Raw genomic sequence first — 22,146 nt, forward strand, 5'->3', positions numbered from 1 at the left:
GAGTTCCTCGGCATGACCCCGGCGATCCTCGTCACGCTGGTCGTGCTGTGGCAGCTCGTGCTGGTCGGCTACACCTTCACCCTCGCCGGGAACGCCGCCGACGAGGCGGCCCGCGCCGGGACCGCCGCGTCCCCCGGCGCACGCCAGGGCGCCTGCCAGGAGGCCGGCACGGCCACCCTGTCGGGCGCCTGGAGCAGCGGCGCGACGGTGACCTGCGCGACGGGCGGCGGCATGGTCACCGCCGACGTGACGATCAGGGTGCCGATCCTCTTCCCCGGCACCCTGTCGTTCCCCTTCGACGTGACCGGCCACGCGGGGGCGGTCGAGGAGGAGACGGACTGACATGCCGTACCGACGCAGCGAAGGACGCCGCCGCGACCGTGGGCAGGTGGCGATCGAGTACCTGGGGTTCCTGCCGGTCCTGCTGATCGTGGCGATGGCCGCCGTACAGCTCGGCCTGATCGCCTACACCGCACAGCAGGCCGGAACCGCCGCCCGCGCGGGCGCGCGCAGCGCCTCCCTGGACCAGGGCGCCCAGGCCGCCTGCACGGCCGCCGTCAGCTCCTGGCTGGCCGGCGGCACCTCCTGCGGCACGGCGGAGGGCGGCGACGAGGTCACCGTCACCGCCCGGGTCGACATCCCGTCGATCGTGCCCGGCTGGGACTTCGGAACGGCCGGGAGGAGCGCCACGATGCCCGTCGACCACTGACACCGTCACCACCGGAGCGCCGGACGACAAGGGCCGGGACAGGGACAAGAACCGGGACACGAGCGAGGACCGGGACACGAGCGAGGAGCGAGCGACTCATGAGCCTGCGGGCACGCATCAACTCCCCCGAGGAGAAGGCCGGGCGGGGCGAGGACGGCCACCTCGTCGCGTCCTACCGCGCCAAACTCCTGGAGGAGATCGACCTCGCGGAGATGAGCGCGCTGTCCCCGGCCGAGCGCCGGGCCCGGCTGGAACGCGTCCTCGGCCACATCATCAGCCGTGAGGGCCCCGTCCTGTCGACGGTCGAACGCGCCCAGCTGATCCGCCGCGTCGTCGACGAGGCCCTCGGCCTCGGCATCCTGGAACCGCTCCTCGAGGACGCCTCCGTCACCGAGATCATGGTGAACGGCCCCGACGCCATCTTCGTCGAGCGCGGCGGCCGGGTGGAGCAACTGCCGCTGCGCTTCGCCTCCAACGACCAGCTGATGCAGACCATCGAACGCATCGTCTCCACCGTGAACCGCCGCGTCGACGAGTCCACCCCCATGGTCGACGCCCGGCTGCCCTCCGGGGAGCGCGTCAACGTCATCATCCCGCCGCTGTCCCTGACCGGCGCGGTCCTCACCATCCGCCGCTTCCCGCGCTCGTTCACCCTCCAGGAGCTGATCGGCCTCGGCTCGCTCGACGAGCCCATGCTGTACCTGCTGGCCGGGCTGGTGCAGGCCCGCTTCAACATCATCGTCTCCGGCGCCACCGGCACCGGCAAGACGACCCTCCTCAACGCCCTGTCCGGGCTGATCCCCGCGGGCGAGCGCATCATCACCATCGAGGACTCCGCCGAACTCCAGCTCCAGCAGCCGCACGTCATCCGCCTGGAGTCCCGCCCGCCCAACGTCGAGGGCAAGGGCCGCGTCACCATCCGCGACCTGGTGCGCAACTCCCTGCGGATGCGGCCCGACCGCATCGTCGTCGGCGAGGTCCGCGGCGGCGAGTCCCTCGACATGCTCCAGGCCATGTCCACCGGCCACGACGGCTCCCTCGCCACCGTCCACGCCAACAGCGCCGAGGACGCCCTCACCCGGCTCCAGACCCTCGCCTCCATGTCTGACGTGGAGATCCCCTTCGTCGCCCTGCACGACCAGATCAACAGCGCCGTCGACGTGATCGTCCAGCTCACCCGGTTCGCCGACGGCGCCCGCCGCATCACCGAGATCGCCCTGCTGGAGAGCCACGGCGGGGAGCCGTACCGGCTGGCCACGGCCGCCCGCTTCGACGCGCTGCCGATGACGCCCGACGGCCGCGTCCACGGCTCCTACGTCCACCACCCCCTGCCCCGGCGGACCGCCGACCGCCTCTACATGGCGGGCCAGCCCGTCCCGCAGGCGTTCGGCATCGCCCACTCCGCCGACCAGCTCGCCACCCGAGAAGCCAGGTAGGTACCGCCCCCATGGAGCTCCAAAACCTGATCACGCTGACCACCGGCGTCACCCTGCTGACCTGCGTCCTCGCTGTCGCCGGCGTGCACGTCCACGCGGCCGGCCGGGCGCAGCGGCAGGCGCTGGTGGACCGGCTGTCGGCCACCGGGGAGCTCCCCTCCGCCGGCCGCCGGCGCCGCTTCCCCCAACTCGACCGCCGGCTGCGCCGCACCCGCCTCGGCCGCACGCTGGAGCTGCGCCTGCTCGCCACCGGCCTTGACGTCACACCCGGCGAGTTCTTCGTGGCGATGCTCGCCGTCGTCGCCGGACTGTGGCTGGCGGGACAGGCCGCCCTCGCGCCCTTCTTCGGCCCGATCGCGGGACTGCTCGGCGTCTGGGCGGCCGTGCAGTTCCTCAACTGGCAGCGGCAGAAGCGGATCGAGCGGTTCATCAACCAGCTTCCCGAACTGGCCCGCATCCTCGCCAACGCCACCCAGGCGGGCCTCGCCCTGCGCACCGCCATCGGCATCGCCGCGGAGGAGCTGGAGGCCCCGGCCGGCGAGGAACTGGGCAAGGTGGCCAACCAGCTGGCGATGGGCGCCTCCATGGAGGACGCCCTCGGCGAACTGTCCGACCGGCTCCCCTCCCGCGAACTGGTCGTCCTGGTCACCACGCTCGTGCTCTCCAACCGGGCGGGCGGCCAGGTGGTGAGCGCGCTGCGCAACCTCACCGAGACGCTGGAGGAACGCAAGGAGACCCGGCGCGAGGTCCGCACCCAGCTCTCCCAGGTCAGCATGACCTCGTACGCGGTGCCCGTGCTCGGCGTCGGCTCGCTGTTCCTGATGGACGGGGTCAAGGACGGCGCCCTGGAGCGCATGACCGGATCGCCGGCCGGCCAGATCGCGGTCCTCGTCGCCTTCGGCCTGTACGCCGTCGGCTTCCTGCTCATCCGCCGCCTGTCGCGCATCGACGTCTGAGCCGGGAAAGGGGACGACGACATGGCACTCCTGCTCGCCGCGCTCATGGCCCTCGCCGTGTGCGGCATCTTCGCCGGCATCCGCATGTACCGCGCGGAGGCCAAACTCCCCGGCGACCTGATGCTCGCCCTCGAGGTCGGCTCCACCCGCACCGGCGCGGTCGACTCCCTCATCGACCGCATGGGCATGCGCTACGCCCCCGCCGTGCTGCGCCTCATGGGCCCCAAGCAGGTCGCCAGGTACCGCCGCAAGATCGACCTCGCGGGCAACCCCGGCGGCCTCACCATCCACCGCTACGCCGCCCGCCGCGCCGTCTACGGCGCCCTCGGCGGCGTCGGCTTCCTGGTGTTCCTGATGCGCGGCCAGCTGTTCGTGGCGCTGCTGCTGCTCGCCTTCGGCGCGTTCTGGACGGAGGTCGGCATCTGGTCGGCGATCCGCGTCCGCAAGGACGTCATCGAGCGCACCCTGCCCGACTTCCTGGACGTCCTCGCCGTCGTGGTCAGCGCGGGCCTCGGCTTCCGCCAGGCCCTGGAACGCGTCTCCTCCCAGTACGAGGGCCCCTGGGCCGACGAACTGCGCATCACCCTGCGCCAGATGGACCTGGGCATGAGCCGCCGGCAGGCCTTCGCCGAGCTGCGCCGCCGCAACGACTCCGAGCAGGTCGCCATGTTCGTCACCGCCCTCCAGCAGGGCGAGGAGCTGGGCGCGCCGATCGTCGACACGCTGGTGGCGCTCGCCAAGGACATGCGCCGCACCGACGCGCAGAACGCCCGCCGCAAGGCGGCCCGCGCGGTCCCCAAGGCCACGCTGATGATCACCACCTTCATGGTTCCGGCCACGATGATCCTTCTCGGCGCCGGCCTGATCCTCGGCTCGGGGACGGACTTCGGGTCGCTCACGGGGGAGTGAGGGGAGGGGAGTGCGATGAGGACGATGACGAGGATGAGGGCGGAGAGGACGGCGAGGGCGTCGAGGACGCGGAGGGGGCGCGGCTGGCGGCGGCGCGGCGGCCCGGGGTTCCGGCGGCGGGCGGGGGCGGTTGCGGTTGTGCCGGTCGCGGCGGTCGCGGCGGGTGGGGCGTGCGCGGCGCCAGGAGCGGCCGTCCCGCCTCACGCGGCTGAGGAGCCTCTTCAGCCCGAAGTGGCACAGGCGCCGGAACCCGAGGAGCGGCCGAGTGGGCCGGTCACGGACACCCAGCTCCAGGTGAACGCCCTCCAGGCGCTCTGCCGTCAGGCCTTCGGCTTCCGGCTGGCGATGATCGCCGTGGCCGCGCCGTCCGCGCTGCTGAACGCGGGCGCGGGCTGGGGCGTACGCCTGGTCGGCATCGCGGTCGTCGTCACCTTCATGGTGTCGTACGCCCTCTTCCGCGACTGGGAGCGCTTCGGCCCCCTCCTCCTGCGCCACCCCACCCTCCTCGCGGCGGACACCCTCTTCGGCGCCCTGCTGCTGGTCTCCGCCGGCCCCGACACGACCCTCGCCTACGTCAGCGTCTGCACGCCGCTGCTCGCGGGCCTCATCTACGGCTGGCGGGGCGCGGCCGTCTTCGCGTCGCTCCAGGGCGTGATCCTGCTGCTGGTCCACGCCACGCTGGACAACCCGCACACCGAACCCGCCGAGACGCTGATCCTGCCCGGCCTGTGCGTGATCGCGGGGGCGGTCGGCTCCAGCCTGCGCAAGCTGATGCTCCACCTCGGCGAGGCGACCCGGGCCCTGGCCGCCGTCCGGGCCCGCCTCGCGGTCACGGAGGCGGTGGACGCCGAACGGGCGCGACTGGCCCGGGAGATGCACGACTCGGTCGCCAAGACGCTGCACGGGGTCGCCCTGGCGGCGGACGGCCTGGCCTGCTCGGCGGGGGCCGCCCGCATGGACCCGGCCCTGGTCAAACGCCAGGCGGAACTGGTGGCGCGGTCCGCGCGGCGGGCGGCCGCCGAGTCACGGGAACTGCTGACGGACCTGAGGCGGGAGGGGGCGCCGGGGGGTTCGTTTTCGGTCGATGTGATGGCGGAACTGGCGTGTGCGGTACGGGCCTTCCGGACACGCACCGGGGCGCCGGTGACGTACGCGAGGACGGGGGAGGCGCCCGCCCCGCCGGTCCCCCGGACGGTGGCCCGCCAGCTCCTCTCCATCACGGCGGAGGCGATGGAGAACGCCCACCGCCACGCACGGGCGACGAGGGTGGACGTGCGGGCGGGCGTGCGGGCCGACGTGCTGACGGTCAGCGTCCGTGACGACGGTACGGGCCTCCCCGGCCATCCCGCCGCTCCCGACCTCGACCGTCTGCGCCGCGCCGGCCACTTCGGCCTGGTGGGCATGGTGGAACGGGCGGCCTCGGTCGGGGCGAGCATCGACTTCGGGCGGGGCGAGCGGGGACGCGGCACGGAGGTCCGCCTGGAGCTGCCGCTCGGGGCGATGGTGACGACGACACGTGTGACGGAGGTCCACCATGACCGGTGAACCGAACACGCCGGACCCCTTCGGCGAGGCCCCGCCTCCGGAGCCCCTGCGCGTGGTCGTGGCCGACGACAACCCCGTGGTCCGCGCGGGCCTGACCGCCCTCCTCACCGGCCGGGACAACCTGGAGGTGGTGGCGGAGGCGGCGGACGGCAGGGAGGCGTACGAGGCGACGCTCGCGCACGGTCCGGACGTGGTGCTGCTCGACGTCCGCATGCCGGGGGTGGACGGCCTCTCGGCGCTCCCGCACCTGGTGCCGCTGACGGCGGTGCTGATGCTGACGTACAGCGGGGAGTCGGACATCGTCCACGAGGCACTGCGCCGGGGCGCGAACGGGTATCTGGTCCACGGTGAGTTCACGCCGGACGAACTGGTGACGGCGGTACGGGACGCGAGGCGGGGGAGGCCGCACTTGACGCCGACGGCTGCGGGGAGATTGCTTGCGCAATTGCGGGTGCGAGGTGAGGGAGATTCCGCTTTCTCCGGCACGGCGGACGGGAGTTGGCAACCCACTGGCCCCACTTCGACAAAAAACCTTTCGCAAGTGCAACCGCGTATGGCACAGTCGGTGTCTGACAGGTCGACGTACGGGCTGAGTGCGAGGGAGGCGGAGATCATGGAGCTCATCGCGTCCGGCATGAGCAACCAGCAGATCGCCGCCACGTGCTTCATCAGCGAGAAGACGGTCAAGAACCACATCAACCGCATCTTCGCGAAGCTGCACAGCACGAGCCGCGCCGAGGCCACGGCGAAGTGGCAGGGGACGCGCGGGAGTTCGACCCGGTACGGGGGTGGCCGGTGGTGAGGCGCACACCGACGACGCGCTGGGCCCGCCTTTGGGTCCGGAAATGGGCCCCGGGACCCTTGAGGGGCCTCACCCGCCCCTCGTACGGTGCCGAGGTCGACAGCGGCCCCGGGACCCAGGCCGCCACCGCGTCCGCCGGAGGGGAACACCATGGGCAACTGGATCAACACGACGGTCACGTACCTCCAGTCCCGCGCAGCCCGTCGCGACGACCGTGGCCAGACGGCGGTGGAGTACCTGGGGATCATCGCGGTGGTGGTGGCGATCGTGTTGGCGATCACGGGGACGGACATCGGGCAGACGATTTACCAGGCCATCGTGGACAAGGTCGACGAGCTCGTCGGCTGAACCGTCCACGTCTTCGCGCTGACGCAGGTCAGGCATTCCCCATCTACATCACTGTGGTGGGGGGCCTGCTCTTCCTGGCGTTCGCCTACCTGGCAGTCGGCCAAGCCGCAGCGAACAGGAACGGCGCCCAGACCGCCGCCGACGCGGCGGCGCTCGCGGCAGCTCAGGAGCGGCGTGACCAGCTGGCCGGGGCGTGGCTGGAGAACCTGCTCGACCCCAAGAAGTGGCAGGACATCTTCGACGGCACGGCGGATGGGCTCACGCCGTCCTGCTGGCGGGCCGAGCAGTTGGCGGCAAGCAACGACGCCACGGTCCTGAGCTGCAAGGCGGACGGCCTCCTCAGCTACACGGTCGAGGTGCAGACGAACAAGACGGTCGGAGACTCCATCGTGCCCGGCACCGAGACGAAGAAGTCGCGGTCGACTGCCACTGCCGTGATCGAGTCCCGTTGCGGCTTCGATCTTCCCGCCGGGGAAAAGGATGCGGACGGGGGGGAGAAGGACGAGCCGGAAGAGCTCCCCACGCTCAACTGCAAGGGCGGAGTCGACTGGGACCTGGACCCGGAAACACCTAAGGATCTGTTGCCGAAGCCCGAGGATCTCTTCGACGTGCACTTGGCCGACTGACAAGCAAACGACGAGTGACTGAGGATGCAGGGTATGACTGTTCGGTTCACAACGAGGGCTCGCACGGGGCTCGTCGCGCTGGTTGTTGCGGCCGGACTGGCCTTCGGTGTCGCCGGGTGCGGCGGAAGTGACGACGGCGAGGACGGAAAGCCGAAAGACTCAGCCTCGGCTTCGAATGGGACCGACTCCAATCCGAGTACTCAGGAGGGGGACGACGAGACTCTGGCGGAACTGCGCGGTGAAGGAGGCCTGACTCTCAAGATCACCTCGGCGACGAGGGACGCAGGCGGCTTCGTCACGGTGAACGGTGAGATCAAGAACGACAGCTCCGAGCCGGCGCGCATCCCGGTTCAAGCTTCGGGGAACGAGACCGAGATCATCGCGCATGGGCGGTCTCTGGGCGGTGCCACGCTCGTCGACAGCGCGAGCAAGAAGCGCTATTACGTTTTGCGAGACACCGAGGGGCGTCCGCTCACCACGACGAACATGCCGCGTCTGAAGGCCGGTGAGTCGATTCCAGTGTTCATGCAGTTCCCGGCCCCGCCGACCGATTCGTCGGAAGTTACGTTCCAGTTGCCGACGTTCGCCAGCGGCACCATCCAGATCTCTGGGTGAGGCGGGGATGACACACACGCGCCTCCTTCTCATCGGTACGCTCGCCACCCTGCTGGCCGCCGGTCCGGCCGTGGCGCACGCCGACGACGGACCGAGCGTCCCGCCGGGCACGGAAGCCAGCGCCTCCGCGCCCGTGGAACTGGACCCCAACGATCCCGACCTGAAGCTCCCGGACGGGGCCACCCTCGCGGAGCCGAAGGTGCTGGACATCAAGTCCGTCGTCGAGGACCAGAGCGGGGACGAGCGCCGCGAGGACACGAACACGAACGTGACGTTCGCCCTCCAGGCGGAGGTCCTCTTCGGCAAGGACAGCGCCAAGATCTCCGCCCAGGCGAGGTCCCGCATCAGCGTGATCGCGAACGAGATCAAGACGCAGAACGCGACCCGCATCCGCGTCTTCGGCTTCACGGACAACCTGGGCTCGTCCGCGCACGGCGATGTGCTGTCCCGCAAGCGGGCCAACGCGGTGCACGGCATCCTCGAAGAGGAGCTGAGCGACGCGAACATCACGTACGAGGTGCGCGGTTATGGGGAGGACTACCCGATCGCCGACAACTCGACGGAGGAGGGCCGGAAGAAGAACCGGCGGGTGGAGATCTCGTTCCCGCGAGGGGCGAACTGAGCGGGCTCAGGGGAGCGCACGCACCTCCACCATCGCTCCGACGCCGAGCCCCCACCCCTCCATGGCTCCCGCCTCGGCCTCGATGACATGCCGTGCCCGGACGCGTGGCCGCCCCAGCCGTCCGGGCGGCATGGTGCGCACGGCGAGGACGCGGAGCCGGCGGTCCAGGTAGGCGACGTCGATGGACATGCGCATACGGAAGGTGTGGATGCTGTTGGCGGGCGAGAGCAACAGCGCGCCGTCGAGGCTCTCCCGCCCGAGCAGACCGCGTGTCCGCGCCCGATAGGAAGCCGCGACCTCGAGCGGCACACACGCGCTGACGTCCCCGCCCGGCCGCCGCACGACCAACTCCCCCCGCCCGTCCCGCCACCGCACGACCGCGCCTCCCCTCACCCCGGCGAACGTACCCTCCGTCACTGGATACCGTGATCCCGTCGAAACGACGCCTCGCCCCACCGGGAGCATCCTTGAACCGCCGTACAGCCTTCCTCACGACGCTCGCCGTGACCACGGCCCTGGCCCTGACCGCGTGCGGCAGCGAGGACACCGACGCCCCGGCCCAGGGCAGCGACAAGGCGACGGGATTCGAGACGCCGACGTCGTCCGCCCCGGCGTCGGCTGAACGCCCGGAAATTCAGCTGCCTGCGGACGTGACCTACACGTTCGAGTGGCCGAGGACGGGAAACGAGGACAAGGACGCCGTCCTCAGCGACTCGGAGCAGCGGATCAAGGCCGTCGACATGGCCATCGCGGAACAGGACCCGCTCCACGAGGCCTACCGCTTCTACACCGAAGGTACGGCTGCCGCCGGCACCGAGGAGTGGATTCAGTCGTTCGTCGACCACAAGGCCCGAACGACAGGCGTCACGCGCTTCTACGACGCGGACGTGACGGTCAACAAGGACGGAACGGCCGCCCTGGTGTACTGCGAGGACCAGGGCAAGGCGTACAACAAGTTCCTCGAGACCGGCAAGGTCGACGTGACACCGGTGTCCAAGGACGCCTACGTCGTCTACGCGGCCACACTGCGCAAGAACGAGAACGGTGTGTGGGTGACCGAGCGTCTGTCGTCGCAGCGGGGAAGCGCCAGGTGCCACCCCCTGACGTAGGCTGCCGCGTCCCAATTCGGTATTAGCTCTGTTGCAGTTGGTCCATTCGCTCTGGTGTCGCACTGTGCGCGCTGGGTAGCGTTGGCGCGCTGATGTGACGCCTCGCCCCACCGGGAGCCGACTGTGAACCGCCGTCCCACCCTGCTCGCAGCGCTTGCGCTGACCGCCGCCGCGGCGTTGACGCTGTCCGCGTGCGGAAGCGACGACGACACTCCTGCGAAGGACAAGGACACGATCGCGGGGGCCGACACGGGCGGCAAGAAGTCGGCCTCGCCGGCCCCGAGCGAGTCCGCTCCCGCATCGGACGGACGCCCGAAGATCACTTTCCCGGCCGACGCCAAGAACGTCTTCGAGTACGAGAAGACCGGGGACGCGGTCAAGGACGCCGTGCTTCTCGACAGCACTCTGGGCGTCAACTCCGTGGATGAGTCGATTTTCAAGGGCAGCACGGACACCGAGGCCCTCGGCTTCTACAACACCGACCGTGCGTTGAGCGCCTCCATCACCTTCGTGAACGGGTACCTCAAGAAGAATCACACGTGGGTCGGGGAGACCCGGTACCACGACTACGAGGTGAAGCTGTCCGGCTCCGACGGGGCCTACGTCACCTATTGCTCGGACGAAAGCAAGTCGTTCCTCAAGGACAAGAAGACCGGCAAGGTCGAGAACACGCCGACCACGGCGGACAGTTACGTGCTCTATCACACCAAGCTCGTCAAGAACGCCGATGGCGTTTGGCAGACCACAGACATCGCGTCGGACCGGGGGAGCAAGACGTGCCAGCCATAGGAAGGTATGTACGGGTCGCGACATTCGTCGCTCTCGCCAGCGTGGCCCTGCTGGCCGCCCCGCCTGCGTTCGCCGGCGGCCGGGGCGGCGACGGTACTCGGGACAGCACCGACAACAGCGCCAACCTCAACGACGACGGCACCCTCTCCGTCTCCGCCGGAGGCGTCCGCTTCGACCACTCCAAGAACGGCAAGGGCGGGAAGGTCGGCGGGCTCACGTCGAGCACCTCGTGGTCGCCTCCGCCCTGCTGGTACGCGCCCAAGTACTCCCCGGAGGAGTTGCAGGCGTACCTGGAGCCCATCTGGGAGGCCGGGTCGACGGGGCACGAGTGGGACAACGAGCAGCGGGAGAAGTACACGAACCCCGACGACCCCGAGAAGGACTTCAACAAGCACAAGTCCGGCAAGGGCTACTGGTGGGGCTCGTACGTGAACAAGAGCTTCCCGCCGGGATGGGACTCCTGCACGAAGGACTACTTCTGGGTGGACCAGGGCGACCCGCCGCCCGCGGACGTCGAGAACGCCGTCACGCCCGAGATCCTCGCCGAACTCGCCTACTCCGAGATCCGCGTCCCCGGCACGGAGGTCACCCTCGCGCCCGCCCAGGCGACCAAGGTGAACCTGCCGACCTGGGCGTGGCTGGACGGCGCGCAGTTCCGGCCGGTCTCGGTGACCGCCTCCGTGCCGGAGATCGGTATCTCCGCGACGGCCACGGCGGAGCCGGTCTCGCTGAAGATCCAGCCCGGCACCCCGGACGCGGAGACCTACCCCGCCTCCGGAGTCTGCGAGATCAACAACGGCCGTATCGGCGAGCCCTACGCCAAGGGCAAGGCGAACCGGACGCCGCCGTGCGGGGTGCAGTATTTGCGCTCCTCGGGCGACGGCACCTTCCCGCTCCAGGCGACCGTCACGTGGGAGGTCCACTGGACCGGCTCCGACGGCACGGGCGGCGACCTGCCGGACGGTGAGTTCGGAGCGACGCAGGACGTCGTCGTCCAGGAGATCCAGGCCGTCAACCGCTAGCCGTCCGCACACGGCTCCGCCCGCCCCGGCACGGGTTTGCCGGGGCGGGCGGACGTGGGTAGGTACACCCGCATGACGACGACACTCGGTGCTGTGTTCCGCCCCCAGCTCGCCCCCGAGCGGCTGCGCTCCGTCGTGCGGGCGGCCGACGCGGCCGGGCTCGAGGAGCTCTGGCTGTGGGAGGACTGTTTCCGGGAGGGCGGCATCTCCACCGGCGCCGCCGCCCTCGCCTGGAGCGAGCGCATGCGCGTCGGCATCGGGCTGCTGCCCGTCCCCCTGCGGAACGTCGCCGTCACCGCCATGGAGGCCGCCTCCCTGCACCGGATGTTCCCCGGCCGTCCGATCCTCGGCGTCGGGCACGGCGTGCAGGACTGGATGGGGCAGGTCGGCGCGCGCGTCGGGTCGCCCCTCACCCTGCTGCGGGAGCATCTCCTCGCCCTGCGTGCCCTGCTGGCCGGTGAGACGGTCACGACCAAGGGCCGCTACGTGAGCCTCGACGGCGTCGCGCTCGACTGGCCCCCGTCCGGCCCCGTCGAGGTCCTGGCCGGCGGCATGGGCCCCCGCACCGTGCGGCTGACCGGGGAGGCCGCCGACGGCACCATCCTCACCGCCGACACCTCCGCCGACGGCGTCCGGCAGTGGTGCGGGCTCATCCGGGAGGGCCGCGTCGCGGCGGGGCGTGACCCCGACGGCCACCGGGTCGTCGTCTACCTGCTGACCGCGACCGGCGACGGGGCGCGCGAGCGGCTGCGGGCCGAGCTGACCGCCGAGGGGCACGACGCCGACGCCGACCTCGGGGTCGCCGGGGACGCCCACGCCGTCGCCGACGCCGTGCGGCGGCTGGCCGAGGCCGGCGCCGACACGGTCGTCCTCCAGCCGACCGCCGACGAACCCGACCCCGAGGGCTTCGTACGCTTCGCCGCCGAGGAGGTACGGCCGCTCCTCCCCTGAACCCCGCCACCCTGTGCGGGGCGGGAGAAAAGCACGCGACGACTCGCCCCGCCCTCCGGCATCCTCGCCGCATGACCCAGCGGCAACCCCGGCCCCGCGCGTTCGACGAACTCCTCACCGAAGGCGCCTCCGTGCCCACCGAGGGGTGGGACTTCTCCTGGTTCGAAGGACGCGCCACCGAGGCCCGGCCCTCCTGGGGGTACGCCACCACCGTCGCCGGCCGGCTGGGCGCGGTCGACGGGCCCGTGCTCGACGTCCAGAGCGGGGGAGGGGAGGTCCTGGACTTCGCCCTGTCCCGCGCGTCCCGGCGGCCCCCGCTCGTCGTCGCCACCGAGGGCTGGCCGCCCAACGTCCGCAAGGCCGGGGAACTGCTGCGGCCCCGCGGCGTCACCGTCGTCGCGTCCGCCGAGGACGCCCCGCTGCCCTTCGCGGACGGCTCCTTCGCCCTCGTCACCAGCCGGCACCCCGTCCGGCCGCACTGGCGTGAGATCGCACGCGTCCTCAGGCCCGGGGGCACGTACCTAGCCCAGCATGTCGGACCCGCCAGCGCCTACGAGGTCGTCGAGTACTTCCTCGGCCCGCAGCCGGCGCAGCGGCGGCAGGCCCGCCATCCCGACCGTGAGCGGCGGGACGCCGAGGCGGCCGGGCTGGAGATCGTGGAGCTGCGGGCCGAGCGGCTGCGCATGGAGTTCTTCGACATCGCCGCGGTAGTGCACTTCCTGCGGAAGGTGATCTGGATGGTTCCCGGCTTCACCGTCGAGGCGTACCGGCCGCGGCTGCGGGAGCTGCACGAGCGGATCGAGGCGGAAGGGCCGTTCGTGGCCCACAGCTCACGTCACCTCGTCGAGGCCCGTAGGCCCCACGCGCAACGCGCGTAGTGTCCGCATCGTTATGGGTGAGGGCTGGTTTCGGCGGCGATGCATCACTTAGGTTCGGACCAAGTTGATTCGCGCGAGCAAAGCTGCGCGGAAGGGTCACCGCGCAGTGGAGGGGGCTGCGCGGTGCCTCGGACTTCGAGCCCGCCGTACGGTCAAGGCGGAGCCTTGGGCGGGGTCACCCGTCGGGGGGACGGCCGGAAGAGTGGCCGGAATGGTGCAGGGTTGGTGTCACACCGTGCACAGAGTCCCCTCACCGCTCTTCTCTCGCACGATTTCGCCGGGTTCCGGCCAGGAAGACCCCCTGAATCGGCCCCTCCGAGGACATCCGGGCGTCGCCGGACGATTCCGGAGAGTAGTTGTGTCGCGTCGATGCACGCAGCATCACTTACGAAGGGTTATGGTGGAAACCCCCCCTCGGGCCGGTCCGTCTCCCCCCCCACGGACCGGCCCGTTTTTTGTGCCCGCCAGTCTGCGCCACTCGCCACTCGACTCCGCGCCGCCCGCCACTCGCCACTCGACTCCGCGCCACGCGCCCGCCGTCACGCGCGGCCCGCTGGCTAGAGTCGCGGCATGTCGAACGACCATCCGACACCGTTCCCTCAGCAGCCTCCCGGCGGCCCGGGTCCGTACGGCCCGCCGCCCGCCCAGCCGCCGTACGGGCAGCAGTCCCCCTACGGGCAGCCCGGCGCCCAGCCCCCGTACGGGCAGGCCCCTTATGGGCAGCCCCCGTACGGCCAGGCCCCCTACGGGCAGCCCCCGTACGGCCAGTCCCCCTACGGGCAGCCCCCCTACGGCCAGCCCCACGGATGGCCCGGCGCCGCGCCCTACCCCCCGCCCGCCGTGCCCGTCGGCATGCCCGGACCCGTCCGTGCCGCGCAGATCGTGATGTTCGCGACGTTCGGGATCGGCGTCCTGCTGACCGTCCTGGTCGCCGCAGGCGAGGGCGCCGAGGCGGCGGGGCGCTTCTTCAGCGGCTACCTCATGCCCGCCGTGCTGTTCGTGCTGGCGTTCCGCTTCCCGAAGGCGGGGAACGGTGTGCGCGTGGCCTCGATCGTGCTGGCCTCCCTGCAGATTCTCTTCGCGCTCAGCGGTACCGCCCGGGGCGTCCCGCTCGGCATCGTTCCGCTCGGTACCGGGATCGCCGTCCTGGTGCTGCTCTGCCGCGAACCCGCGAAGCAGTGGTTCCGGCGGCAGCGCGCAAACGGCGTGCCACCGCAGTACAGCTGACAAAAGCGCGCCAGACCGGACGTTGGGGACCCCCGCCCCGGCGGGGGTACGCTTCGCCTCTGGGGACCGCCATACGGGCAGGGACCGCCCGCGGCCGAGACCGGGCCGCTTGCCGCGTGACGCGGCGGGGTGCCGCGCCTGTCCGATCCGTACGGAGGGGCTGACGATCACGTGAACCTGCGCGACAAGCTGCGGAGCCTGTTGGTCAGGCTGTACGCGCGCCGGGTGGAAGGCCACCTGGACACCGCTCAGGTGCCGAAGCACATCGGCGTCATCATGGACGGCAACCGCCGCTGGGCGAAGGCCGCGGGCTCCACCACGGTGCACGGTCACCGGGCCGGCGCCGAGAAGATCGAGGAGTTCCTCGGCTGGTGCGCCGAGACGGACGTCGAGGTGGTCACCCTGTGGCTGCTGTCGACGGACAACTTCGACCGGCCCAAGGAGGAACTCGTCCCGCTCCTCGGCATCATCGAGGACACCGTGCGTACCCTCGCCGCCGACGGCCGCTGGCGCGTCCACCACGTGGGCACCCTCGACCTTCTGCCCTCCGGGATGCAGACCGTCCTCAAGGAGGCCGAGGAGGCCACCGCGCACGTCGACGGAATAGTCGTCAACGTGGCCATCGGGTACGGCGGGCGCCAGGAGATCGCCGACGCCGTGCGCTCCATGCTGCTGGAGGCCCACGACAGGGGCGTCGCGATGGAGGAGCTCGCCGAGTCGGTGGACGTCGACATGATCGGACGTCACCTCTACACCAAGGCGCAGCCCGACCCGGACCTCGTCATCCGCACCAGCGGCGAGCAGCGGCTGTCCGGATTCATGCTGTGGCAGACGGCCCACTCGGAGTACTACTTCTGCGAGGTCTTCTGGCCGGCCTTCCGCAAGGTGGACTTCCTGCGCGCGCTGCGCGACTACGCGGCCCGCCACCGTCGCTTCGGCGGCTGACCGCCGAGCCTCCTCCCCGCACGACACGGGCTCCCTCCCCGCGCATGCCCGCGCATCCCCACAAACGCGCGCGATTCGCCCCCGCCGCACCTCCACACCCCTCCCGCACCCCCCTTGGGTCACCGTGCGTCACCCGCCGTTCACCGGCGCGCCGTCACGCGCCGTGGCATGGCACCGCTTGTTCGAGGGCATAACTGAGTCAGGTCGACGCCCGAACCACGGGTGTCGGATCTCAGCGGACGGCACGGGAGCCGTCCGCCCGGGAGGCCCTTTGCACCAGCCCGACCGTGCGGTCACGGCACGGAAGCAGCGGCGGAGGGCCGGTTCTCGGCCCGCTGTGCATCGCGGCCGTCGACCGGTCCAGCTCCGCCTCGTCGCTCCCCGACCTCATCCGAGGGGGTTCGTCCTTCCGTGGTGACCAGCGCAAAGCGCCACAAGCCAGACCGGCGCACCTACGTTCTCGACACCAGCGTCCTGCTGGCCGACCCCCATGCCCCGAGCCGCTTCGACGAGCACGAGGTCGTGCTCCCCGTCGTCGTGGTGACCGAGCTGGAGGCCAAGCGGAACCATCCCGAGCTCGGCTACTTCGCCCGCCAGGCCCTGCGCCTGCTGGACGACTACCGGGTGCGGTACGGCCGTCTCGACGCCCCCATCCCGACCGGGGAGCTCGGCGGGACCCTGCGGGTCGAGCTCAACCACTCGGACCCCAGCGTGCTGCCCAGCGGCTACCGCCTGGGGGACAACGACTCGCGCATCCTCGCGGTCGCCCGGAATCTCCAGGCGGAGGGGTTCGACGTCACCGTCGTCTCGAAGGACCTCCCGCTCAGGATCAAGGCGTCCTCGGTCGGTCTCCTCGCCGAGGAGTACCGCGCGGAGCTCGCCATCACGGACTCCTCCGGCTGGACCGGCATGTCCGAACTGACCCTGCCCGGCGAGCAGGTGGACATCCTCTTCGAGGAAGGCCACGTATATGTGCCCGAGGCGGCCGGCCTGCCCGTGCACACCGGGCTGACCATCCAGTCCGAGCGCGGCAAGGCGCTCGGCCGGGTCACCCCGGAGGGCGGCGTCCGCCTGGTGCGCGGCGACCGGGAGGCGTTCGGCATCAAGGGCCGCAGCGCCGAGCAGCGGATCGCGCTCGACCTGCTGCTCGACCCGGACGTCGGGATCGTGTCCATGGGCGGCCGGGCCGGCACCGGCAAGTCCGCGCTCGCGCTGTGCGCGGGTCTGGAGGCCGTGCTGGAGCGGCGGCAGCACCAGAAGGTGATGGTCTTCCGCCCGCTGTACGCGGTGGGCGGGCAGGAGCTGGGCTATCTGCCCGGCACCGAGGCCGAGAAGATGAGCCCCTGGGCGCAGGCCGTGTTCGACACGCTGTCGGCGGTCACCAGCCGGGAGGTCATCGAGGAGGTCACCGCGCGCGGCATGCTGGAGGTCCTGCCGCTCACCCACATCCGGGGCCGCTCGCTGCACGACGCGTTCGTCATCGTGGACGAGGCCCAGTCCCTCGAGCGGAACGTCCTGCTGACCGTTCTGTCCCGGATCGGGGCCAATTCCCGGGTCGTCCTGACGCACGACGTGGCGCAGCGGGACAATCTGAGGGTCGGCCGGTACGACGGTGTGGTCGCCGTCGTCGAGAAGCTGAAAGGGCATCCCCTGTTCGCCCACGTGACCCTGAACCGGTCCGAGAGGTCCCAGATCGCGGCCCTTGTGACCGAAATGCTCGAAGACGGTCACATCTGACCCTCGCGTCCCAACAGGGGTCGGTTACGCAGGAGTTGGCGCCGTCCGGAAAGGCGTAGAGCCTAGCCGGGCGGCGTCGGCGCGTGTGCGGCTTTCCGGTGAACGCTGGGGCCAAACGACATGTGAGCTTTCACACGCAACAGAGAATTGCCTTGCGCCGCTTGGTTACGGCAGAGTCTCACTCCTGTCAGGCCCCGCATACGACACAGCTGCACCCCCAGCGGTGCGGCGCCCCAGCAGGACCTCCCAATTCCATACCGCCGTCGTATGCCGCCCGAGCACCACGCGGCGCTCCTGCCGAAGGAGTTGCCCACCGGGCCCGAGCCTCCCGTGACCCGTAGTTGGGGAGGCCAGTGTCAGGGGCACGATTGCGTCCGCGAGGGTCACCGAAGCGGGCGATGCTGGAAGGAAACCGTGTGAGCCGGATCTCGGTCCGGGGATTCGCAGTGGCCTCGGCCACGGCGGTCACCGCTGTCGGAAGCGTCGTCGGCGTTGCCTCGGGCAGCACCGCAGCGCAGAACAACGACGCCGAAGCGACGGCAGCCGGCACCACACTGCTCGCGGACATCCCCGCGGGGCAGCAGGCGCAGGTGCAGACCGCGTCGTTGACGCAGCAGGCCCAGACGATGGCCATCGCCGCGGACGCGACCGCCAAGAAGGACGCGGAGGAGGCAGCCCGCAAGGCCGCCGCCGAGACCGCGATCGCGAAGAAGAAGGAAGCCGAGAAGGCCGAGCAGGAGGCCAAGGAGCGCGAGGAGGCCGAGGAGGCCGCCAGCCGCTCCGCCGCGCGTGACGCGTCCTCCTTCACGGTCCAGGCCTCCTACTCGGTCGCCGACGTCCAGGCCATCGCGCGCCAGATGGTGCCCGCCGACCAGTTCCAGTGCTTCAGCAACATCGTGGACCACGAGTCCAGCTGGAACTACCAGGCCTCCAACCCCTCCTCCGGCGCCTACGGCCTCGTGCAGGCCCTGCCGGGCTCCAAGATGGCCTCCGCCGGCGCCGACTGGCAGACCAACCCGGCCACCCAGATCAAGTGGGGCCTCAACTACATGGACAGCCGCTACGGCAGCCCGTGCGGCGCCTGGGAGTTCTGGCAGGCCAACAACTGGTACTAGGGCCGGGCCCAGGTCTTCGGACCGCCTCGCCGCCTCCGCGGCGCGCTCGACTCCGGCGCAGCCCCGCACCGTCCTACGGTGCGGGGCTTTCGCCATGTACCGTCTGACCGACGGCTCCAGGGGGACTGGTGGGGAGAATCGGGGGAAGAGGACGGATCATGTCGCGACTGCCAGGGTGGCTCGACCGGGTCGGAGCCGGACTGACGAAGGTCGGCAAACGGCTGGAGGAGCGCCGCGCCGAAGTCACGCGTGACGAGGGGCCGGACGACGACCCGTCACGCCGCACCGCCGACCCCGACCGGCCGCACCCCCCGCCCGAGTACACCCAGGTCGTCCTCCCGGCGCGCCCCGACCCGGCGCAGGCCGTGCCCTGGGGCGTCAGGGTCGCCGCCGAGGCCGGCTGGCGGCTGCTGGTGCTCGCGGGCACCGTCTGGGTGCTGATGCGCATCATCAGCGCCGTCCAGCTGGTGGTGCTGGCGTTCGTCGCCTCGCTGCTCATCACCGCGCTGCTCCAGCCCACCGTCGCCCGGCTGCGGCGGATCGGCGTGCCGCGCGGACCGGCCACCGTGCTGACCGCGCTGTTCGGCTTCGTCGTGATGGGGCTCATCGGCTGGTTCGTGACCTGGCAGGTCATGGAGAACGTCGACACCCTCGCCGACCAGATCCAGGACGGCATCGACGAACTGCGCAACTGGCTGCTCAACAGCCCGTTCCACGTCACCGACAAGCAGATCAACGAGATCGCCAAGAACCTGCGCGAGGCGGTCGGCGCCAACACCGAGCAGATCACCTCGGCGGGCCTGGAGGGCGTGACCGTCGTGGTCGAGGCGCTCACCGGCATCCTGCTGGCGGTCTTCTCGACGCTGTTCCTGCTCTACGACGGCAAGCGGATCTGGCAGTGGTCGCTCAAGCTGGTCCCGGCCGCGGCCCGTCCGGGCGTCGCCGGCGCCGGCCCGGTCGCGTGGCGCACGCTCACCGCGTACGTGCGGGGCACGGTGGTGGTGGCGCTGATCGACGCCATCTTCATCGGCCTCGGCATCTACTTCCTCGACGTGCCGCTGGCGGTGCCGCTCGCCGTCTTCATCTTCCTGTTCTCGTTCATCCCGCTCGTCGGCGCGGTGGTGTCCGGCGCGCTGGCCGTGGTCGTCGGGCTGGTCACCCAGGGCGTGTTCACCGGTGTGATGGTGCTCGTGGTGGTGCTGGCGGTCCAGCAGATCGAGGGCCACATCCTCCAGCCGTTCATCCTCGGGCGTGCGGTGCGGGTGCATCCGCTCGCGGTGGTGCTGGCCGTGGCCTCCGGCGGACTCGTGGCGGGCATCGGGGGCGCGGTGGTCGCGGTGCCGCTGGTCGCGGTCTCCAACACCGTCGTCGGCTACCTGCGGTCGTACTCCCACGAGGCGGCCCTCGCCCAGTCCCCGCGCCCCCGGGGCGCCACGGCCATGTCGGCCCCGGACGCCCCGCCTCCGGCGTCACCGGCACCGGAGACGGAGAAGCGGCCGGGGGACACCGGCGAGGAGTAGGCGAAGGGCGTCGCGCGGCGCGTGGAAACGGTGACGGGCCCGTCCACCCCGGGGGTGGACGGGCCCGTACAGTGACGGCACGGGCGCGGAGTCACTCCGCGAGCGCCGCCTCGGCGTCGAGGGTAGCGGCGACGGCCTGCACCACCGCGGCGATCTTGAACGCCTCCTGGATGACGTCACGGTCCAGGCCGGCCTTGCGCAGCACCTGCTCGTGCGAGTCGAGGCACATGCCGCAGCCGTTGACCGCGGACACCGCGAAGGACCAGTACTCGAAGTCGACCTTGTCGACGCCCGGGTTGCCGATGACGTTCATCCGCAGACCGGCCCGCAGGTTGCCGTACTCGTGGTCCGACAGCAGGTGGCGGGTGCGGTAGAAGACGTTGTTCATCGCCATCACCGCGGCGGCGGCCTTGGCGGCCGTGTACGCCTCGGGCGACAGGTTCGCCTTAGCCTCCGGCTCCAGCTCGCGCAGCACGATGGACGAGCGCGAGGCGATCGCGGTCGCCAGCACCGTGCCCCAGAGCTGCTGGGCGGGCAGGTCGGAGTTGCCGATGACCGAACCCAGGTTGAGCTTCAGGTCCTTGGCGTAGTCCGGTATGCGGGACTTCAGGGAGTCGAGCGACATGTCAGCTCACTCCCCGGCCAGCAGCGCGACCGGGTCCAGGGTCTCGTCGCCCTTGGACCAGTTGCACGGGCAGAGCTCGTCGGTCTGGAGGGCGTCCAGGACCCGCAGGACCTCCTTCGGGTTACGGCCGACGGAGCCGGCGGTCACCATGGAGAACTGGATCTCGTTGTTCTGGTCCACGATGAACACGGCGCGCTTGGCGTAGCCGTCCTCGCCCTCGATGCCGAGGTCGCGCATCAGCTCGTGCTTCGGGTCCGCCATCATCGGGAACGGCAGGTCGCGCAGGTCCTCGTGGTCCTTGCGCCAGGCGTGGTGGACGAACTCCGAGTCACCGGAGAAGCCGAGGACCTGGGCGTCGCGGTCGGCGAACTCGTCGTTCAGCTTGCCGAAGGCGGCGATCTCGGTCGGGCACACGAAGGTGAAGTCCTTGGGCCACGCGAACACGACCTTCCACTTGCCTTCGTAGGTCTTGTGGTCGATCGTCTCGAACTCCTTGCCCTTCTCCAGCGAGACGCAGGCGGTCAGTTCGAACTCGGGGAACTTGTCACCGACAGTGAGCACACGCTCTCCTTGCAGCGAAGAAACACCCCGATTGCGGGTGTTTCCCATGGGTTGGACCTGGTTGATGTTGGCACAGAGTGCATTGATCAGTGAAATAGCTACACTCGGTCGGGTTGATCGGAGGGACCTATCAGTGACTGTCGGTGACCGGCGCAGGCAGCCGAGCCTGGCCCAGCTGCGGGCGTTCGCGGCGGTGGCCGAGCACCTGCACTTCCGCGACGCCGCCGCGGCCCTGGGCATGAGCCAGCCGGCGCTGTCCGGGGCGCTGTCCGCGCTGGAGGAGACACTCGGCGTGACGCTCGTGGAGCGTACGACGCGCAGGGTGCTGCTCACCCCGGCCGGGGAACAGCTCGCCGCCCGCGCCAAGTCCGTGCTCACGGAGGTCGGCGCGCTCATGGAGGAGGCGGACGCGCTGCGGGCGCCGTTCACCGGGGTGCTGCGGCTCGGCGTCATCCCGACCGTCGCACCGTACCTGCTGCCGACGGTGCTGCGGCTGGTCCACGACCGCTATCCGCGCCTCGACCTCCAGGTGCACGAGGAGCACACCGCGAGCCTGCTCGACGGGCTGGCCGCGGGCCGGCTCGACCTGCTGCTGCTCGCGGTGCCGCTGGGGGTCGCCGGCGTCACCGAACTGCCGCTGTTCGACGAGGACTTCGTGCTGGTCACCCCGCCGGGCCACCGGCTCGGCGGGCGCGACGGCATACCCCGCACGGTGCTGCGCGAGCTGAACCTGCTGCTGCTCGACGAGGGCCACTGCCTGCGCGACCAGGCCCTCGACATCTGCCGGGAGGCCGGCAGCGCGGGGGTGGCGGCCACCACCACGGCGGCCGGACTGTCCACGCTGGTGCAGCTCGTGGCGGGCGGACTCGGCGTCACGCTGCTGCCGCGCACCGCCGTCGAGGTGGAGACCAGCCGCGCCGACCGCCTCCTCACCGCGCGCTTCGCCGACCCCGCCCCGAAACGCCGCATCGCCCTCGCCATGCGCACGGGCGCGGCGAGGGCGACGGAGTACGGACAGCTGGCGGCGGCGCTGCGCGAGGCGATGCGCGCCCTGCCGGTCCGCACGGTGGAGGACGGGACGCCCTCCGGGGGCTGAACG

Annotated in this window: 25 protein-coding genes; 22 read left to right on the forward strand and 3 right to left on the reverse strand. The window is 71.0% G+C overall.

The genetic code is table 11. From position 1 onward, the window contains the following. Positions 1-12 precede the first annotated feature (12 nt). The 11 genes from ACFOSY_RS02915 (at position 13) to ACFOSY_RS02965 (ending at position 8,568) form a co-directional block, all read left to right on the forward strand. On the forward strand, positions 13-342 hold the full coding sequence (locus tag ACFOSY_RS02915; protein ID WP_394305432.1) for a pilus assembly protein: 330 nt from the start codon (positions 13-15) through the stop codon (positions 340-342). Position 343: 1 nt separating this feature from the next. Next, on the forward strand, positions 344-709 hold the full coding sequence (locus tag ACFOSY_RS02920) for a TadE/TadG family type IV pilus assembly protein (protein ID WP_394305124.1): 366 nt from the start codon (positions 344-346) through the stop codon (positions 707-709). Positions 710-807: 98 nt separating this feature from the next. Beyond that, a complete protein-coding gene (locus ACFOSY_RS02925; protein WP_394305125.1) occupies positions 808-2,145 on the forward strand; it encodes a CpaF family protein in 1,338 nt (445 codons plus the stop codon). Positions 2,146-2,156: 11 nt separating this feature from the next. Continuing rightward, positions 2,157-3,101 carry a type II secretion system F family protein gene (locus tag ACFOSY_RS02930; protein ID WP_394305126.1) on the forward strand — a complete coding sequence of 315 codons (945 nt, stop codon included), beginning with the start codon at positions 2,157-2,159 and terminating at the stop codon, positions 3,099-3,101. 21 nt (positions 3,102-3,122) lie between these two features. Beyond that, positions 3,123-4,010 (forward strand): DUF5936 domain-containing protein, encoded by an 888-nt coding sequence (locus tag ACFOSY_RS02935; protein WP_394305127.1) that lies wholly within the window; start codon positions 3,123-3,125, stop codon positions 4,008-4,010. A gap of 345 nt (positions 4,011-4,355) precedes the next feature. Further along, positions 4,356-5,555 carry a sensor histidine kinase gene (locus ACFOSY_RS02940; protein WP_394305433.1) on the forward strand — a complete coding sequence of 400 codons (1,200 nt, stop codon included), beginning with the start codon at positions 4,356-4,358 and terminating at the stop codon, positions 5,553-5,555. Further along, positions 5,545-6,357, forward strand: a complete 813-nt coding sequence (locus ACFOSY_RS02945; RefSeq protein WP_394305128.1) for a response regulator — start codon at positions 5,545-5,547, stop codon at positions 6,355-6,357. Before ACFOSY_RS02940 ends, ACFOSY_RS02945 begins: the two co-directional genes overlap by 11 nt. A gap of 150 nt (positions 6,358-6,507) precedes the next feature. Then, positions 6,508-6,705: a Flp family type IVb pilin gene (locus ACFOSY_RS02950; RefSeq protein ID WP_189479843.1), complete on the forward strand. Its 198-nt coding sequence runs from the start codon at positions 6,508-6,510 to the stop codon at positions 6,703-6,705. Continuing rightward, positions 6,702-7,331, forward strand: coding sequence for a pilus assembly protein TadG-related protein (locus ACFOSY_RS02955; RefSeq protein ID WP_394305434.1), 630 nt, complete (start codon positions 6,702-6,704; stop codon positions 7,329-7,331). Before ACFOSY_RS02950 ends, ACFOSY_RS02955 begins: the two co-directional genes overlap by 4 nt. Positions 7,332-7,364: 33 nt before the next feature. After that, positions 7,365-7,946, forward strand: a complete 582-nt coding sequence (locus ACFOSY_RS02960) for a hypothetical protein (protein WP_394305129.1) — start codon at positions 7,365-7,367, stop codon at positions 7,944-7,946. Between the two features lie 7 nt (positions 7,947-7,953). Continuing rightward, positions 7,954-8,568 (forward strand): OmpA family protein, encoded by a 615-nt coding sequence (locus tag ACFOSY_RS02965; protein WP_394305130.1) that lies wholly within the window; start codon positions 7,954-7,956, stop codon positions 8,566-8,568. Between the two features lie 6 nt (positions 8,569-8,574). On the opposite strand, the gene ACFOSY_RS02970 is transcribed toward ACFOSY_RS02965, so the two are convergent. After that, positions 8,575-8,961, reverse strand: a complete 387-nt coding sequence (locus ACFOSY_RS02970; protein WP_394305131.1) for a DUF192 domain-containing protein — start codon at positions 8,959-8,961, stop codon at positions 8,575-8,577. Between the two features lie 74 nt (positions 8,962-9,035). Here ACFOSY_RS02970 and ACFOSY_RS02975 point away from each other — a divergent pair, with 74 nt between their 5' ends. The 10 genes from ACFOSY_RS02975 to ACFOSY_RS03020 all read left to right on the forward strand — a co-directional run bounded on the left by ACFOSY_RS02975 (position 9,036) and on the right by ACFOSY_RS03020 (position 19,861). Further along, on the forward strand, positions 9,036-9,677 hold the full coding sequence (locus tag ACFOSY_RS02975; protein WP_394305132.1) for a hypothetical protein: 642 nt from the start codon (positions 9,036-9,038) through the stop codon (positions 9,675-9,677). Between the two features lie 123 nt (positions 9,678-9,800). After that, on the forward strand, positions 9,801-10,466 hold the full coding sequence (locus tag ACFOSY_RS02980) for a hypothetical protein (protein ID WP_394305133.1): 666 nt from the start codon (positions 9,801-9,803) through the stop codon (positions 10,464-10,466). Further along, positions 10,454-11,488: a hypothetical protein gene (locus ACFOSY_RS02985; protein WP_394305134.1), complete on the forward strand. Its 1,035-nt coding sequence runs from the start codon at positions 10,454-10,456 to the stop codon at positions 11,486-11,488. The genes ACFOSY_RS02980 and ACFOSY_RS02985 overlap by 13 nt, the downstream gene beginning before the upstream one ends. A 72-nt stretch (positions 11,489-11,560) precedes the next feature. After that, a complete protein-coding gene (locus ACFOSY_RS02990; RefSeq protein ID WP_394305135.1) occupies positions 11,561-12,439 on the forward strand; it encodes an LLM class flavin-dependent oxidoreductase in 879 nt (292 codons plus the stop codon). 71 nt (positions 12,440-12,510) lie between these two features. Further along, complete coding sequence (locus ACFOSY_RS02995; RefSeq protein WP_394305136.1) at positions 12,511-13,317, forward strand: class I SAM-dependent methyltransferase; 807 nt, start codon at positions 12,511-12,513, stop codon at positions 13,315-13,317. Positions 13,318-13,887: 570 nt separating this feature from the next. Beyond that, entirely contained in the window at positions 13,888-14,544 is a 657-nt protein-coding gene (locus tag ACFOSY_RS03000) for a hypothetical protein (protein WP_394305137.1), read from the forward strand. 171 nt (positions 14,545-14,715) lie between these two features. After that, complete coding sequence (locus ACFOSY_RS03005) at positions 14,716-15,489, forward strand: isoprenyl transferase (RefSeq protein ID WP_394305138.1); 774 nt, start codon at positions 14,716-14,718, stop codon at positions 15,487-15,489. 411 nt (positions 15,490-15,900) lie between these two features. Then, complete coding sequence (locus ACFOSY_RS03010; RefSeq protein ID WP_394305139.1) at positions 15,901-17,226, forward strand: PhoH family protein; 1,326 nt, start codon at positions 15,901-15,903, stop codon at positions 17,224-17,226. A 416-nt stretch (positions 17,227-17,642) separates the two neighbouring features. After that, positions 17,643-18,341, forward strand: a complete 699-nt coding sequence (locus ACFOSY_RS03015; protein ID WP_394305140.1) for an aggregation-promoting factor C-terminal-like domain-containing protein — start codon at positions 17,643-17,645, stop codon at positions 18,339-18,341. Between the two features lie 158 nt (positions 18,342-18,499). Next, positions 18,500-19,861 (forward strand): AI-2E family transporter, encoded by a 1,362-nt coding sequence (locus ACFOSY_RS03020; RefSeq protein WP_394305141.1) that lies wholly within the window; start codon positions 18,500-18,502, stop codon positions 19,859-19,861. A gap of 91 nt (positions 19,862-19,952) precedes the next feature. Here ACFOSY_RS03020 and ACFOSY_RS03025 read toward each other — a convergent pair whose 3' ends face one another. After that, entirely contained in the window at positions 19,953-20,486 is a 534-nt protein-coding gene (locus tag ACFOSY_RS03025; protein WP_394305142.1) for an alkyl hydroperoxide reductase, read from the reverse strand. 6 nt (positions 20,487-20,492) lie between these two features. After that, positions 20,493-21,047 carry a peroxiredoxin gene (locus ACFOSY_RS03030; RefSeq protein ID WP_006132071.1) on the reverse strand — a complete coding sequence of 185 codons (555 nt, stop codon included), beginning with the start codon at positions 21,045-21,047 and terminating at the stop codon, positions 20,493-20,495. A gap of 133 nt (positions 21,048-21,180) precedes the next feature. Here ACFOSY_RS03030 and ACFOSY_RS03035 point away from each other — a divergent pair, with 133 nt between their 5' ends. After that, on the forward strand, positions 21,181-22,143 hold the full coding sequence (locus ACFOSY_RS03035; protein ID WP_394305143.1) for a LysR substrate-binding domain-containing protein: 963 nt from the start codon (positions 21,181-21,183) through the stop codon (positions 22,141-22,143). Positions 22,144-22,146 lie beyond the last annotated feature (3 nt).

Source organism: Streptomyces lusitanus (assembly GCF_042647945.1).
Lineage (GTDB): Bacteria > Actinomycetota > Actinomycetes > Streptomycetales > Streptomycetaceae > Streptomyces > Streptomyces pseudogriseolus.

Excerpts from the sequence above, each read along its gene's own strand:
- ACFOSY_RS02940 (WP_394305433.1), top strand. The coding sequence starts at position 4,356 with ATGATCGCCGTGGCCGCGCCGTCCGCGCTGCTGAACGCGGGCGCGGGC.
- ACFOSY_RS02995 (WP_394305136.1), top strand. The coding sequence starts at position 12,511 with ATGACCCAGCGGCAACCCCGGCCCCGCGCGTTCGACGAACTCCTCACC.
- ACFOSY_RS03000 (WP_394305137.1), top strand. The coding sequence starts at position 13,888 with ATGTCGAACGACCATCCGACACCGTTCCCTCAGCAGCCTCCCGGCGGC.
- ACFOSY_RS03020 (WP_394305141.1), top strand. The coding sequence starts at position 18,500 with ATGTCGCGACTGCCAGGGTGGCTCGACCGGGTCGGAGCCGGACTGACG.
- ACFOSY_RS02960 (WP_394305129.1), top strand. The coding sequence starts at position 7,365 with ATGACTGTTCGGTTCACAACGAGGGCTCGCACGGGGCTCGTCGCGCTG.
- ACFOSY_RS02965 (WP_394305130.1), top strand. The coding sequence starts at position 7,954 with ATGACACACACGCGCCTCCTTCTCATCGGTACGCTCGCCACCCTGCTG.
- ACFOSY_RS02915 (WP_394305432.1), top strand. The coding sequence starts at position 13 with ATGACCCCGGCGATCCTCGTCACGCTGGTCGTGCTGTGGCAGCTCGTG.
- ACFOSY_RS02920 (WP_394305124.1), top strand. The coding sequence starts at position 344 with ATGCCGTACCGACGCAGCGAAGGACGCCGCCGCGACCGTGGGCAGGTG.
- ACFOSY_RS02945 (WP_394305128.1), top strand. The coding sequence starts at position 5,545 with ATGACCGGTGAACCGAACACGCCGGACCCCTTCGGCGAGGCCCCGCCT.
- ACFOSY_RS02950 (WP_189479843.1), top strand. The coding sequence starts at position 6,508 with ATGGGCAACTGGATCAACACGACGGTCACGTACCTCCAGTCCCGCGCA.
- ACFOSY_RS02925 (WP_394305125.1), top strand. The coding sequence starts at position 808 with ATGAGCCTGCGGGCACGCATCAACTCCCCCGAGGAGAAGGCCGGGCGG.
- ACFOSY_RS02935 (WP_394305127.1), top strand. The coding sequence starts at position 3,123 with ATGGCACTCCTGCTCGCCGCGCTCATGGCCCTCGCCGTGTGCGGCATC.
- ACFOSY_RS02990 (WP_394305135.1), top strand. The coding sequence starts at position 11,561 with ATGACGACGACACTCGGTGCTGTGTTCCGCCCCCAGCTCGCCCCCGAG.
- ACFOSY_RS03025 (WP_394305142.1), bottom strand. The coding sequence starts at position 20,486 with ATGTCGCTCGACTCCCTGAAGTCCCGCATACCGGACTACGCCAAGGAC.
- ACFOSY_RS02930 (WP_394305126.1), top strand. The coding sequence starts at position 2,157 with ATGGAGCTCCAAAACCTGATCACGCTGACCACCGGCGTCACCCTGCTG.